Genomic DNA, 14,087 nt, shown 5'->3' with positions numbered 1-14,087 from the left:
GTCCCGAGGGGGACGCCTCGCGTCCCCCTCTCGTCCGGGCAAAGCCCGGCCGATTCACCCCCTGGAGCGAGCTCGCTTCGCGATCTCGTTGCCTTGCCGATACGGCCCGTGTACGGACGCGTTTGTCCTCGGCCTCTCGTCCCTTTTTCGAGGCCGAGGTCGCACATCCTTGGAGGTTTCCCATGAAGTGGACGTTCGCGGCGGTGTTCGTGTCGCTCGGGGCGCTCGTGGCTTGCAGCAGCGGCGGTAGCAGCGGCAGCGGCGGTGGTGGCGGCGAGGGCGGTGACGACTGGGGCGGCAACGGCGGCAACGGCGGCGGCAAGACGACGTCGGCGGCCTCGGCCGCGGGCGGCTCGGGCGGCATGGGCGGCATGGGCGCGAGCAGCAGCAGCAGCGGCCAGGGCGGCGGCAACCCGGCCTGCGACACGGCGGGCGCGAGCTGCCAGGCCTGCCAGACCTGCACGCAGATGGGCGGCGGGTGTCAGACCGAGATCATGGCCTGCACGAGCAACCAAGCTTGCGCGACGCTCGCGCAGTGTCTCCAGGGCTGCGCGGACGCCGCGTGCCAGCAGACCTGCGCGCAGATGAACCAGGCGGGCCTCGAGGCCTACAACGCCGTCGCCATTTGCCTCATCTGCGACAACTGCCCGAGCGCCTGCGCGCAGCAGGCGGCGATGTGCCCTCCGTGACCTGAACGCCGGTAAGTTCGGACGAACAATGTCCATGTAGGGCGATGTCGCCCTTTCGCGGGGAACCGCCCCGAAGTACGCTGATCCGTTGCACTCATGGCGCAACGGAACGGCATTTTCGGGGCGGCGCTCGTGTTCCTCCTGGCCTGCTCGGCCGGTGACGAAGCAGGGGGATCTTCCGGAGAATTTCAGGGCGCCGGGGGCATGGGGACCGCGGTCGGCAGCACCGTCGGCAGCGGCACCGGCAGCGGAGGCGAGGGCGGCGCGGGCGGCGACGCTTCGACCATGCCCACCGGGAGCTGCGACGATCTCGCCTCGTGCGGCGATTACAGCCGCGGCTGCACGGGCTGCGCGGTGAAGGGCCCGTGCGCTCCGGCTTACGAGGGCTGCTTCGGCGACAAATCCTGTGTCGAATTCAACATGTGCATGGCCGGCTGCGAGAGCGACGTCGCCTGCCAGAACGGGTGCGCCATGGGAAACCCGCTCGGCGCCGAGCGGTACAACGCGCTCGTGACCTGCATCCTCTGCGAGTCCTGCCCCATCTCGTGCGCCGATACCGCGAGCATCTGCCCCTAGCAGCGCGGCTGAAACCTTCCTCTTTTCCTGCACTTCCTCGGTTCGGCCGGGCCGACCCCAGCGCGGCGCTCGGTCGCGCCGGCGGGGGCGCCGGCGAAGCGCGGGTCCGTCGCGAAGGACGATCCCTGAACGAAAGGCGAGCCAATCGGCTTCATGGCCCGGGCTTGTCGTGGTAACCCTTCGCTCGCGGCGCGGTAAGGGCGCTCCAGTGGCATGGGTAAGAATCTCCTCGTCATCAACGTCGACATCCGCGAGACGCGCGTCGCCCTCATCGAAAACGGGATCATCGCCGAGCTGCACATCGAGCGAGATGCGCAGAAGGGGACCCTCGGGAACATCTACCTCGGCAGGGTCAGTCGTGTTCTTCCGGGCATGCAGGCCGCGTTCATCGACATCGGTCTCGAACGCGCGGCCTTCCTGCACGTCGAGGACCTGATCCGTCCGGACGATTTCGACGCGTACCTCGCAGGCCGTCACACGCACGGCACGGCGCACGAAGAAGAAGAACGGCCGGCGCACGTCGCGCCCGAGATCACGGCGCACGTCGTCCCGGAAGAGCCAGCACGCAGCGAGCGTGACGTGTCGATCTCGCTGCCGACCGCGCTCGACGTGATGGCCGAGCCGAGCGGCGAAGAGGTCTACGAAGAGGCCGAGGAAGAGCAGGCCGCCGAGGCGCAAAGCGTCGAAGGGCCGACCTCGGACGAACCGACGTCAGAGGAGTCCGCGACCGAGGAAACGGCCGCCGCAGAAGCCGCGCCCGAAGGCGAAGAGGCCGCTGCCTCGGAAGAGGCGCGCGCGGAGGAAGAAGCGGACAGCTCCGCGGAAGCCGACGACGAGGCCGAGGTCGCGGAAGCGAGCGCGGACGAAGGCGAGCAAGAGGAAGCTGCCCCGGCCGAGGAAGGCGCGGAAGCGGCGGCCGCCGAGGGCAAGGTCGAGGGCGCAGTCGAGGCGGCCGAGACGTCGCCGACGGCGCCGCGCGGCGGGCGATCGCGGCGCGGTCGTGGTCAGCGTGGTCGCGTGCGTCGGTCCGGACGAACCCGCGATCGTCGGCCCGAGGCGGCCGCGGCCGCGGCGGTCGTGACGAAGGAAGCGCCGCGCGAGGCCGCGCGAGAGGCGCCGCGTGCGCCGCGCGAGGGTCGCGATCGGGATCGGGGCGGGGACAAGGGCGACAAGGGTCGCGGCCGTGATGGTGGCCGCGGAGGTCGCGATCGCGGCGGCGATCGTGGCGGCGATCGTACGGCGACGAAGCGCGCGCACGGCGGTCACCACGACCCGATGCGCGTCTCGAAGACGACGCCGATCCGCGAGGTGATCCGCGAGGGCCAGGAGGTCCTCGTGCAGGTCTCGAAGGAGCCGATCGGGACGAAGGGCGCGCGCGTGACGAGCCACGTGTCGCTGCCGGGCCGGTACGTCGTGTACCTGCCGACGGTCGATCACGTGGGCATCTCGAAGCGCATCGGCTCGGAGAAGGAGCGCTCGCGGCTGCGCGAGGCGATCGAGTCGATGAAGCCGCCGCAGGGCGGGCTCATCGTGCGCACGGTGGCCGAGGGCCTGACGAAGAAGCAGCTCAAGTCGGACGTCGGCTACCTCGTGCGGCTCTGGGGCGAGGTCGTGAAGAAGCGCGAGAGCGTGGTGCGGGGGCCGGCGTGCCTCTACACGGAGCTCGATCTCGTGCTGAAGACGGCGCGTGATCTCTTCACGGACGACATCGAGAAGATCGTGATCGACAGCCGCGAGGAGTACGTGCGGCTGAAGCGCTTCATGGAGATGTTCATGCCGGAGCGCGTGGACGCCGTGGAGCTCTACGAGGGCGAGGAGCCGATCTTCGACGCGTACGGCATCGAGGACGAGATCCAGCGCGCCCTGTCGCGCAAGGTCCCGCTGCCGTCGGGCGGCCACCTGATCATCGATCAGGCCGAGGCGCTCACGGCGATCGACGTGAACACCGGAAAGTTTGTAGGCAAAGGATCGCGCGACCTCGAAGAGACGATCCTCACGACGAACCTGGAGGCGGTCGAGGAGATCGCCTACCAGCTCCGGTTCCGGAACATCGGCGGCCTGATCATCCTCGACCTCATCGACATGGAGCGCGCGGGCAACCGCGAGAAGGTGCGCAAGCGCCTCGAGGAGCTCCTGTCGAAGGACAAGGCCAAGACCACGTTCAACCGCATCTCGGAGCTCGGGCTCATCGAGATGACCCGCAAGCGCACGCGCGAGAGCCTCGGGCGCATCATGCTCGAGCCGTGCTTCTATTGCGACGGCACGGGGCAGCTCCAGTCGAAGCAGAGCATCGCGTACGAGATCCTGCGGCAGATCCGCCGCGAGCGCCTGAACCTCCCGGGGTACGTGGTCATCGTCAACGCGCACCCGGCGATCGTCGACCTCCTCAAGAACGACGAGCGTGTCGCCGTGCAAGAGGCCGAGCGCCTGTTCACGCGCCGGATCGAGCTCGTCCCCCGCAAGGAATACCACCTCGAACAGTTCGACCTGCTCGGCAGATGAGGTGACGCATGAACGAGAGCGACCGTCCTCCTGTTGACCACGGCCCGCGCAAGGACGAGCGCGTCACCATCAACAAGGAGTTCGAGAGCTACGACTCGTTCATCAACGAGTACGTGTCGAACATCTCCCGCACGGGCGTGTTCGTCCGCTCGAAGACCCCGCTCGAGGTCGGCACCAAGGTCAACCTGCGCTTCACCGTGATCATGGACGACATCGAGACGATCGAGGGCGTCGGCGAGGTGGTGCGGGTCCACGACGACCCGCCCGGCATGGGCGTCGTGTTCACGGAGCTCGGCGAGGAGTCGAAGCGGATCGTCGACCGCCTGCTCGCCGCGCAGGCGAACAAAGAGTAAGCCCTCGGATCGAACCGAAGCGGATGTTCACCGGCCTCGTCGAGACCATCGGGATCCTCCGGCAACGAGCCGGCAGCCCCGTCGCGCGCGCGTTCATCGAGTGCTCGCTCGGGCCGCTCGAGCTCGGCGAGTCGATCAGCGTGAACGGCGCTTGCCTCACGGTGGATCGCATTCGGCCGACTGGGTTCGAGTGCGACATGTCTTCCGAGACGCTCGATCGGACGACGCTCGGCGCGCTCGCGGTCGGCGCGCGGGTGCACCTCGAACGAGCGATGAAGCTCGGCGGGCGCATGGGCGGGCACATGGTGCTCGGGCACGTGGACGGCATCGGGCGCGTGAGCGAGCGGTCGCCGAGCGGAGACGCGACGAGGCTCGTGGTCGAGACCGACGGCGCGCTGGCGCCCTACCTCGCCGACAAGGGATCGGTGGCGATCGACGGCGTGAGCCTGACGATCAACCGGGTGAAGGATCAGGGGCAGGGGCGCTCGTCACGTGTCCTGTTCGAGGTCATGCTCGTGCCGCACACGCTCGGGCGGACGAACCTCGGTGATCTTCGGCCGGGGCAAGCCGTGAATCTTGAAGTCGATGTGCTCGCGCGCTACGTGGCGCGGCAGCTTTCGATCGCGAGCGGAGTGCGCGCTACGTCTTCGTCGGACGAGGCGCCGGGGTGGGGAGGAGAGGTCGCAGAGAACGATGAGCACCACCACCACGAATCCAGGGACGAACGCCTCCTCGCGAAGCTCCGATCGGGGGGATTCCTTTGACGAGCTCGCCGCGGGGCGCGCGGGCGAGAAGGGCGGGGGCACGATGCCGCATCGACTGACGATCGACTCTGCCGTCCTCGGCCGCGTGAACCGTGCGCTCGACGAGATCCGCAATGGTCGGATGGTGATCCTCGTCGACGACGAGGACCGCGAGAACGAGGGCGATCTCTGCATGGCCGCCGAGCGCGTGTCGCCGGAGGCGATCAACTTCATGGCCAAGCACGGCCGCGGGCTCATCTGCCTCACGCTCGAAGAGGAGCAGGTCGACCGGCTGGAGCTGCCGATGATGAGCGCGCCGGGGCGCGGCGGTCCGCCCCTCGGGACGGCGTTCACCGTGAGCATCGAGGCGCGCACGGGCGTGACCACGGGCATCAGCGCGGCCGACCGTGCGAGGACGATCCAGGTCGCGATCCAGCCGGACGCGCGGCCCACGGACCTCGTCACGCCGGGGCATGTGTTTCCCCTGCGTGCGCGGCGCGGCGGCGTCCTGGTTCGGACGGGACAAACCGAGGGCTCGGTGGACCTCGCGCGGCTCGCGGGGCTCCGGGCCGCGGGCGTGATCTGCGAGATCATGAACGACGACGGCACGATGGCGCGGATGCCGGACCTCGAGCGGTTCGCCGCGCATCACGAGCTCGTGATCCTGTCGGTGGCGGATCTCATCCAGTACCGGCTGCAGACCGAGCGGCTCGTGCGTCGCGTGTCGGAGCGGCAGATCCGGCTCGATCTGACGGGCACGACGTGGACGGCGGCGGTCTACGAGATCATCGGCGAGGCGCGGCAGTTCCTCGCGCTCGTGAAGGGCACGGTCGACGGCGCGAAGCCCACGCTCTGCCGCGTGCATGCGGGCGCGCTCGTGGCCGACCTCTTCAGCTCGACGCCGTTCGAGGGCGGGTCGAACCTGCGCGAGGCGATCTCGCTGATCGAGAAGGCGGGCGAGGGCGTGGTGCTCTACATCCCGCCGCGGCTCGATCTCGGGGCCGAGCTCGAGGCGAAGGGCCGCACGACGCAGGAGACGCGCGCGCCGCAGCAGGCGCTGCGGGAGTTCGGGCTCGGCGCGCAGGTGCTTTCGGACCTCGGCTGCCAGAAGCTCCGGCTTCTGACGAACAGCCAGACGAAGATCGCAGGGCTCGACGGGTTCGGGCTCGAAGTGGTCGAGCGCGTGCCGCTCGTGTCCATGCAGGGCGAGGCTTGAGGATATTCGGATGAGCACCAATGGAGAGCGCGGCGCTCCGCGCACGGTCGAGGGCCACCTGGTCGTCCCGTCGGGGGCGAAGTTCGCCCTCGTCGTGAGCCGGTTCAACCACTTCATCGTCGACCGGCTGGTCGAGGGCGCGCTCGACGCGATCGCGCGGCACGGCGGATCGATCTCGGACGTGACGATCGTGCGTGTGCCGGGCGCGTGGGAGATCCCCGTCGTCGTTCGCAGGCTCGCGGAGAAGCGCAGCGTGAGCGCGATCGTGGCGCTCGGCGCGGTGATCCGCGGCTCGACGCCGCACTTCGACTACGTGGCGTCCGAGGTGACGAAGGGGATCGCGCAGGTCTCCTTGCAGACGGGCGTGCCCGTGACGTTCGGCGTCCTGACGACGGACACGATCGAGCAGGCGGTCGAGCGCGCCGGGACCAAAGCAGGCAACAAGGGCTGGGAGGCCGCCGTGAGCGCGATCGAGATGGTCTCGCTCGCCTCGGCCCTCGACGGCGCCGGGCTCTGATCGAAAGCTCTCGGGACCATGGGCGCTCGGTCGACAGGCCGCGAGGCGGCGCTGCAAATGTTGTTCGCGCTGGAGCAGGGCACGAGCTCCGCTGAGCGCGTGATCATGCACTACTGGCGTTTGACGCCCGGAGATCCGGAAGGGCGGGAGTACGCCGACCGGATCGTGCGGGGCGTCGAGAAGGACCTCACGAAGGTCGACGAGACGATCCGCAAGGCGAGCGTGAACTGGCGGCTCGAACGGATGGCGCGGGTCGATCGGAACGTGCTGCGCCTCGGCGCGTGGGAGCTCATGAACGGCGGGGACGTGCCGCGCGCGGTCATCCTCGACGAGGCCGTCGAGCTCGCCAAGCGCTTCGGCAGCGAGGACTCGTCGGCGTTCGTGAACGGCGTGCTCGATCGGGTCGCCGAGGATCTCGGGCGCGTCGATCGGGATCGCGCGGCTGCGAGCAAGCAGGCCGATGTGAGCAAAGGCGCGGGCAAACGCGACGGTGGCGGCGGGGGCGGCGGCGGCGGCCACCGCCCCGTCAAGCGCGGAGCCAGACGACCGTGACGCCGTCTCCGCCCTCGCGAGGTTCGCCGGGGCGGAGGCGGGAGACGTAGGGGCTCTGGCGCATCGCGTCCCGCACGGCGTCGCGCAGGGCTCCCTTGCCGTGGCCGTGGATCAGGAAGGCCACGCGGCGGCCCGCGCCGACGGAGCGATCGAGGAACTGCTCGGCCATGCCGACGGCCTCGTGCGCGCGGAGGCCGCGGAGATCGACGGTGTTTTCGCTCGTCTGGATGGGGACGTCGGGATCGGCGGCCGCGTCGAGATCGACGCGCTTCTTGCCGCCGCCCGCGCGGGTTTTTTCGGACGAACCCCCGTCGGCGGCGCGCACCTCGGCGATGTTGGTGGTGAGCTTGAGGGGCCCGGCGGCGACGCGGAGCTGGCCGCCCGCGAGGACCTCGACGACGTCGGCTTCGGCGCGCAGGCGCGGGACGTAGACACGCGTGCCCACGCGGATCTCGGCCGGCGCGACGGTTCCGCGGGACAAACCTTCGTCACGCCCGGTCGGTTCGAGCTCGCCGAAGGTGCTCGTCTTCTGGGCGACGGCGTCGATCGCGCGGGCCGCGGCGCGTAGATCCTCGGCCGTGGGCTTGGCCCGGAGGCGTGCCTGCGCGTCGCGGAGGTCCTGTCGCGCCTTGCGGATCGACTCCACGAGCTCGCGGCCGGCCTCCGTGACGTAGCGGCGCTCCTCGGCGCGGAGGCGTGTGAGCTCCTCGTCGAGCGCGCGTTGCTTGTCGCGTGCGATCTCGGCCTCGCGCTCGGCCGACGTGCGCGCGACTTCGAGCGCGTTTCGTTCGGCCTGGAGCTTCGCGACCATGTCCTCGAAGCGCACGGCCTCGCGCGAGAGGAACCGCTCGGCGCGTTCGAGCACGGTGCCCGGGATGCCGAAGCGGCGCGCCACGGCGAGCGCGCTCGACGCGCCGGGGATGCCCATCGAGAGACGGAACGTCGGGCTCATCGTGGCGATGTCGAAGCCGACGGACGCATTCTCGAAGCGCGGATCGGCGAGCGCGAGCGCCTTCAGGCCCTCGTAGTGGGTCGTCGTCGCGACGGTGCCGCCGCGCGCGCAGAGCGAGTCGAGCACGGCGGACGCGAGCGCCTCGCCCTCGCGCGGGTCGGTGCCGCCGGCGAGCTCGTCGAGCAGCACCAGCGCGCCGGGCCGCGTATCGCCGAGGATGTGCGCGAGGTTCTGCACGTGCGCGCTGAACGTGGAGAGGTTCTTGTGCAGGCTCTGATCGTCGCCGACGTCCGTGAGCACGACCTCGAAGACGTCGACACGCGAGCCCTCGTCGGCCGGCACGGGCAGGCCCGCGCGGACGCAGAGCGCGGCGAGGCCGAGTGTCTTCAGCGCGACGGTCTTGCCGCCCGCGTTCGGGCCCGAGACGATCATCGCGTGGCCCGCCGTGATCCCGAGGTCGCTCGGGACGACGGAGACGCCGTCGAGCGCGAGCAGCGGGTGACGCGCGCCCACGAGCCGGATCGCGCCGACCGAGTCGGCCTCGGGCACCTCGGGGAACGTGAAGCGTAGATCCTTCGCGAGGCGCGCAGACGCAGCGCGCACGTCCGCGTGCGCGAGGGCGAAGACGGCGGCCGCGACCGAGTCGATCTCGCCGCCGATCTTCGCGCTGAGCGCCGCGTAGACGAGCTCCTCCTCGTGCTGCACGAGGGCCTCGACCATCTTCAGGCGGTTGCCCATGTCGACGACGACACGCGGCTCCACGAACAGCGTCGCGCCGCTGCCGCTCGTCGCGTGCACGATCCCCGGGAAACGCTCGTGCGCGTCGGCGCGCACGGGCAGCACGTACCGGCCGTCGCGCTCCGTGTAGTACGTGTCCTGCAGGATGTCCGCGTGCTTGCGCATGATCTCGTCGAGCTTGCGGACGAGGCGATCGCGCAGGTTTCGCCGCTCGCCGCGGAGCTCCGCGAGGCGCGGCGAGGCGCGATCGGAGAGCGTGCCGTCGGGATCGAAGGAGGAGCTCACCTCGCGTTCGAGCGCGTCGAGGCCCGGATCGGTCGAGCAAGCGCGGAAGAGCAGCGGCACGCGCGCCTTGCGCGCCGCGAGGAAACGACGCAGCCGGCCGGCCTCCGCGAGGCATCGGCCCACGGCGCGCAGCTCCTCGTTCGCGAGCGTCGCGCCGATGCGCGCGCGATCGAGCGCGGCCTCGACCCAGGGCACGTCGGGCGCGGGCAAGGGCTCGGCCGTGCGATCGAGGTCGACGGCCTCCTTCACCTCGCCGAGCGCCACGAGCACGCCTTCGTGCGTCGAGGCGAACGGGAGATCACGGGCGATGCGCTTGCCGGCCTCGCTCGCCGCGCGATCGGCGAGCGCCGCGAGCAGCCGATCCCATTCGAGATCGGCGCGCGTTTTGTCGGGGCAGGGGTGGGGGAGGGACCGGACTTCGGTGCTTTCCATTCAGCCTTCGGAGGGATCCCGCGGCGTGCCGCCCGCGCCGCTCGGCATCGGGTTCTGCTCTTTCTCCAGGTACCGGAAGATGGTGCGTGGATCGACGCCGAGGTCGCGGGCGGTCTGCGTACGGTTCCCGTTGTTGCGTTCCAGCACTTCGAGGACGTACCTGCGCTGGAATTCTTCTTTCGCTTTCTCGAGCGGCAAGATGGCGGTCTCCGCGCCGGGACCGAGATCGAGGTCCTCGGGGCCGAGCAGCGTCTTGTCGCAGAGCACGAGCGCCTTCTTGATGCGGTTTTCGAGCTGCCGGATGTTCCCGGGCCAGCCGTATTTCTTGATCGCCGCGAGCGCCGCGGGGCTGTAGCCGCGCACGGAGCTGCCGAGCTCGTCCGCGTACTTCGAGAGCAGCGCCTTGGCGATGATGAGCACGTCGTCGCCGCGCTCGCGCAGGGGCGGGAGCCACAGGTTCACGACGTTGAGCCGGTAGTAGAGGTCCTCGCGGAAGTGGCCCGCGCGGATCTCCTCTTCGAGGTTTCGGTTCGTCGCGGCGACGATGCGGATGTCGACCTTCTCCGGCTTCGAGTCGCCGACGCGGAAGACGACACGCTCCTGCAGCGCGCGAAGCAGTTTGACCTGCAAGTTCAGCGGCAGCTCGCCGATCTCGTCGAGGAAAAGCGTGCCCTTGTCCGCGACCTGGAACTTGCCGGGCCGGCTCGCGATGGCGCCGGTGAACGCGCCCTTCACGTGGCCGAAGAGCTCGCTCTCGATGAGGTTCTCCGGGATCGCGCCGCAGTTGATCGTGACGAACGGGCCGCCCTCGCGGTTCGAACGCCGATGGATCTCCCGCGCGATGAGCTCCTTGCCCGTCCCGGTCTCGCCCGTGATGAGCACGCTGATGTCCGTCGCCGCCACCTTCGTGAGCTTGCGGAAGACCTCCAGCATGCTCGGACACGCGCCGATGATCTCGCCGAACTTCTTGTCCTTGAGCTCCGCTTCGAGCTTCGCCTTGTCGGCCCGGAGCGCGCTGAGGAGCATCGCGTTCTGCAGGATCAGCGAGGCCTGGGAGGCGAAGATGCCGAGCAGCTCGAGCTGCGTGCGATCGAAGAGGTGTTTGACCTTGTCGTTGCCGACGTAGAGCGCGCCGATGACTTCGCCCTGCGAGAGAAGCGGCGCGCACATGACGCTGGAGAGCTTCATCGCGATGACGCTCTCGCTGCGGCCGAACTGGGTGTCGGCGAGCGCGTCCGAGACGATGAGCGGCCGCCCCGAGGCGAGGACCTGCCGCGCGATGCTGTCCGAGATCGAGCCCTGCGCGTCCGTGATCGCCTCGCGCCGCACGTTACGCGAGGCGCGCACCACGAGCTTGCGCTCCTCGTCGCGTTGGGCCTCGCGGCGCGCGCCTTTGCCCGGATCCGCGGCTTCCTCGGCGCCTTCGACGAGGAGCAGAAAACCCTTGTCCGCGTGCGTGAGCTCGATGATGTCGTCGAGCATCGCTTCGAGCAGCTCGTCGACGCTGCGGCGGTTGATGAGCTTCTCGCTGAACGCGAAGAGCTTGCGCACGCCCGCGAGCTCGGCCGAGACGCCGGGCGACTCGCGTTTTTCGCTCGGGTCGTCGTCGTCCTGCCGCGCCTTCGTGGCCTCGGAGAACATCGAGAAGCCGAGTTCGACGCTGCCGAGTGCGACGCGGTCGCCGTGGACGAGGCGCGCGCGGCGCTTCTTCTTGCCGTTGATCTGGATGTCGCCGTCGCGGTCGAGCTCTTCGAGCACGAAGTCCCGGCCGTCGAAGGAGATCTGCGCGTGGTGGTCCGCGAGACCCGCCCCCGCGAGCGCGACGTCGTTTCCGAGCGCCTTGCCGATCGTCGTGACCGGCTTGTGCACGGCATACACCCGAGGCGCCCCGCGGGCGGCGAAGTACTTCAATGTCGGCATGGGGACCCGGAGGATAGCGCTTTTGCCGCGGGCGTCGGCCCGCCCAGCGCCGTTCGATGTCGGGAGGCCCGGCTACGTCGCCGGGTTCAGTAAAGCTCGCCGATGAGCGAGACACCTGCGCCGGGGCCCTGGACCGGCATGATGGAGGGGCCGAGGATGCGCGCGAACTTGGGGTGATTGCCGATGCCCATGGTCGTCGCGGGCGCCTGGGTCGTCTGGCTCTTCGACTCGGGCGCGCCGATGAGCGCGCCGCCGGCCACGCCGAGCAAGGAGAGGACTCCCTGGAAGATCAGGCCGCTGCGAGGATCGGCGTCGTCCGAGAGCGCATAAAACGGGTAGACGAGCGCGGAGACGGCCGCGCCCGCGCCGAAGCCGCCCCACATCCACGCGAGCTGGTTCCACGACGGCGTCCACACGGCAGAGACGCCCGCGGCCGTGACCATGCCGAGGTTGTAGCCAATCAGGCCGCCGAGGAAGACGCCGTCGTTCGCCCACGCGCTCCACGATCCGCTGCTTCCGCCGCCGCCGAACGCGCCGCCCGCGATCGAGCCCCAGAGCGCCGCGGAGCCGACGAACATGCTCGTCTGCGGGCGGAACTTGAGGCCGTAATGCGCGAGATAACCGCCGACGCCGCCGATGGTCGAGCTGATGACGTGGGCGCGGAAATATTGCTTCGGGCCCCACTCTTCGCCTGACTTGGCGGTGGTGTACTGGCGCGTCCAGATGAGCGCGGCCTCGCCCGAGCCGAGTAAGATGCCGGTCGCGGTCGCAGCGGGCCGGCCGAGGGGCATCTTCGGTCGATCGAGGAAGAACATCGCGGTCGGCGCGGCGGCGCCGAAGAGCGCGGGCGCGATGAGCGCGAGGCCGGGGTTTTCCGTCTCCGCTTCGAGATCGATCCAGACGCCGGTGGTCACGCCCCAGGCGATCGAGGCGCCGTAGAGGTAGCCCATTTCGAGCTTCGTCCGATCCTGCATGAGCGGGACGACAGGCTGCTGGGCCGGGCAGGGCGGGCCGTAGGGCTGCTGCACGCAGGGCTGCTGGCCATAAGGTTGCTGCCCATAAGGTTGCTGCCCATAAGGTTGCTGCCCATAGGGCTGCTGTCCGTAGGGATAAGGCTGGGGTTGCCCGTACGGGTTCGGCTGCTGTTGCTGCGGCTGCTGCTGCGTGGGCTGCTGCGGGATGAGCGGCGGCAGGCCCGGGATCGTGGGGAGGCCAGGGAGCGTGGGCTGCTGCTGCGGGGGCTGCTGTTGCGGCGGCTGGTTCGGATCCGGCTGCTGCGTGGGCTGCTGCGGGATGAGCGGCGGCAGGCCCGGGATCGTGGGCAGCGTCGTCGGCAGCGGGAAGGGCTGCGGGGGCGGCGGCTGACCGGACGGATCCGGGACCGGGTTCTGCGCCGCGGCCGTCGCGGCGGCGCCAAGAGAAAGGGCTGCAGCAAGGAGAGCGAACCAACGCGCACGTAGCATCGCGCGGAGAGTCTACACCTTTCCGGCTCTCCTGCCTTCTTCTGCGCAATGTCGGCCGTGCCGCCGAGGCGCGATCGGGCGCGTCATTCCTTGCGCAGCGACCGGTTCATGAGGTCCACGACCGCCTGGAGCGGGGGCTTTTGCTCGTAGAGCACGCGGTAGACCTCGGTCGTGATGGGCATGTCGACGTCGAGCTTCACGCCGAGATCGTAGGCGCTCTTCGCAGTCTTGACGCCCTCGGCGACGTGGCCGAGGTGCGTCAGCACGTCGTCGAGCGTGCGCCCGCGCCCCATCTCGTAGCCGACGGTGCGGTTGCGCGAGAGCTCGCCGGTGCACGTGAGTACGAGGTCGCCGAGCCCGGAGAGGCCCGCGAGGGTGAGGGGGCTGCCGCCCTTGACCATCGCGATGCGTGCGATCTCCGCGAGGCCACGCGTGATCAAACCGGCGCGCGCATTGTGCCCGAAGCCGAACCCATCGGCGGCGCCCGCCGCGATGGCCACCACGTTTTTCAGCGCCCCACCGACCTCCACGCCGACGACGTCATCCGACTGGTAGACGCGCAGCCGCTCCGTGGCGAACGCGTGCTGCACCGCGACGGTCTCGTCGTTGCTCTTGCCCGCGACGACGACGGCCGTCGGCTGCCCCGCGGCGACTTCCTTCGCGAAGCTCGGGCCCGACAGATACGAGAGCCGCGGTTCGACCGCGCGCCCGAGCTCGTCGACGAGCACCTCGCTCATCAGCATGAGCGAGTCGTTCTCGATGCCCTTCGTCGCGCTGCAAATGAGCGCACGCGCCGGGATGTACGGGCGCGCGATCGTCACGACCTCGCGCATCGCGTGCGAGGGCACGACGAGCACGACGAGCGTGGCGCCGGAGAGGGCTTCTTCGAGGTCAGCGGTCGCGCGCAACGTCGGCGGCAGCGGGGCCGAGGGCAAGTACCGCTCGTTGACGCGCCGCTCGTTGATCAGGAGCGCGAGATCGGCGCGGTGCGACCAGAGGAACGTCGGGTTCTGTTTGTCTGCGAGGACCTTCGCGAGCGCCGTGCCCCACGCGCCCGCGCCGAGGACTGCCACCTTCGACATGAGGCAAAAACGCTATCACCGCTTTCGACGCTTGGGGCTCCGCTCGGACGAGCCGAGCTCTGCCCCA

The 14,087-nt window shown here is 69.8% G+C and carries 11 protein-coding genes and 1 pseudogene; 8 read left to right on the top strand and 4 right to left on the bottom strand.

The window, feature by feature from the left end:
• Positions 1–182 precede the first annotated feature (182 nt).
• From QHF84_RS35055 to nusB, 8 genes and pseudogenes are all read left to right on the top strand, one after another.
• Positions 183–689, top strand: a complete 507-nt coding sequence (locus QHF84_RS35055) for a hypothetical protein (RefSeq protein ID WP_281317874.1) — start codon at positions 183–185, stop codon at positions 687–689.
• A 96-nt stretch (positions 690–785) separates the two neighbouring features.
• The gene (locus QHF84_RS35050) at positions 786–1,265 is read left to right on the top strand and encodes a hypothetical protein (protein WP_281317873.1); all 480 of its coding nucleotides are present in this window, start codon (positions 786–788) and stop codon (positions 1,263–1,265) included.
• Positions 1,266–1,478: 213 nt separating this feature from the next.
• Positions 1,479–3,767 carry an Rne/Rng family ribonuclease gene (locus QHF84_RS35045; RefSeq protein WP_281317872.1) on the top strand — a complete coding sequence of 763 codons (2,289 nt, stop codon included), beginning with the start codon at positions 1,479–1,481 and terminating at the stop codon, positions 3,765–3,767.
• An 8-nt stretch (positions 3,768–3,775) separates the two neighbouring features.
• Entirely contained in the window at positions 3,776–4,120 is a 345-nt protein-coding gene (locus QHF84_RS35040; RefSeq protein ID WP_281317871.1) for a PilZ domain-containing protein, read from the top strand.
• Positions 4,121–4,143: 23 nt separating this feature from the next.
• Positions 4,144–4,884 carry a riboflavin synthase gene (locus QHF84_RS35035; RefSeq protein WP_281317870.1) on the top strand — a complete coding sequence of 247 codons (741 nt, stop codon included), beginning with the start codon at positions 4,144–4,146 and terminating at the stop codon, positions 4,882–4,884.
• Complete coding sequence (gene ribB, locus QHF84_RS35030) at positions 4,814–6,079, top strand: 3,4-dihydroxy-2-butanone-4-phosphate synthase (RefSeq protein ID WP_281317869.1); 1,266 nt, start codon at positions 4,814–4,816, stop codon at positions 6,077–6,079. The genes QHF84_RS35035 and ribB overlap by 71 nt, the downstream gene beginning before the upstream one ends.
• Before the next feature lie 10 nt (positions 6,080–6,089).
• Entirely contained in the window at positions 6,090–6,596 is a 507-nt protein-coding gene (ribE, locus tag QHF84_RS35025) for a 6,7-dimethyl-8-ribityllumazine synthase (RefSeq protein WP_281317868.1), read from the top strand.
• 18 nt (positions 6,597–6,614) lie between these two features.
• Positions 6,615–7,034 (top strand): annotated as a pseudogene (nusB, locus tag QHF84_RS35020) (transcription antitermination factor NusB); the annotation flags it as partial.
• An 88-nt stretch (positions 7,035–7,122) separates the two neighbouring features.
• Here the strand turns inward: nusB and QHF84_RS35015 are convergent.
• The 4 genes from QHF84_RS35015 to QHF84_RS35000 all read right to left on the bottom strand — a co-directional run bounded on the left by QHF84_RS35015 (position 7,123) and on the right by QHF84_RS35000 (position 14,020).
• Positions 7,123–9,555 (bottom strand): Smr/MutS family protein, encoded by a 2,433-nt coding sequence (locus QHF84_RS35015; RefSeq protein ID WP_281317867.1) that lies wholly within the window; start codon positions 9,553–9,555, stop codon positions 7,123–7,125.
• Positions 9,556–11,475 carry a sigma 54-interacting transcriptional regulator gene (locus tag QHF84_RS35010; RefSeq protein ID WP_281317866.1) on the bottom strand — a complete coding sequence of 640 codons (1,920 nt, stop codon included), beginning with the start codon at positions 11,473–11,475 and terminating at the stop codon, positions 9,556–9,558.
• Positions 11,476–11,561: 86 nt separating this feature from the next.
• Positions 11,562–12,938, bottom strand: a complete 1,377-nt coding sequence (locus QHF84_RS35005; protein WP_281317865.1) for a hypothetical protein — start codon at positions 12,936–12,938, stop codon at positions 11,562–11,564.
• 83 nt (positions 12,939–13,021) lie between these two features.
• Complete coding sequence (locus QHF84_RS35000; protein WP_281317864.1) at positions 13,022–14,020, bottom strand: NAD(P)H-dependent glycerol-3-phosphate dehydrogenase; 999 nt, start codon at positions 14,018–14,020, stop codon at positions 13,022–13,024.
• Positions 14,021–14,087: the final 67 nt, after the last annotated feature.

Origin of the sequence: Polyangium sp. y55x31 (assembly GCF_029946505.1) — a bacterium.
GTDB lineage: Bacteria > Myxococcota_A > Polyangia > Polyangiales > Polyangiaceae > Polyangium.
The sequence above is the reverse complement of the archived record's forward strand: the minus strand, read 5'-3'. Positions and strand labels throughout refer to the sequence as shown.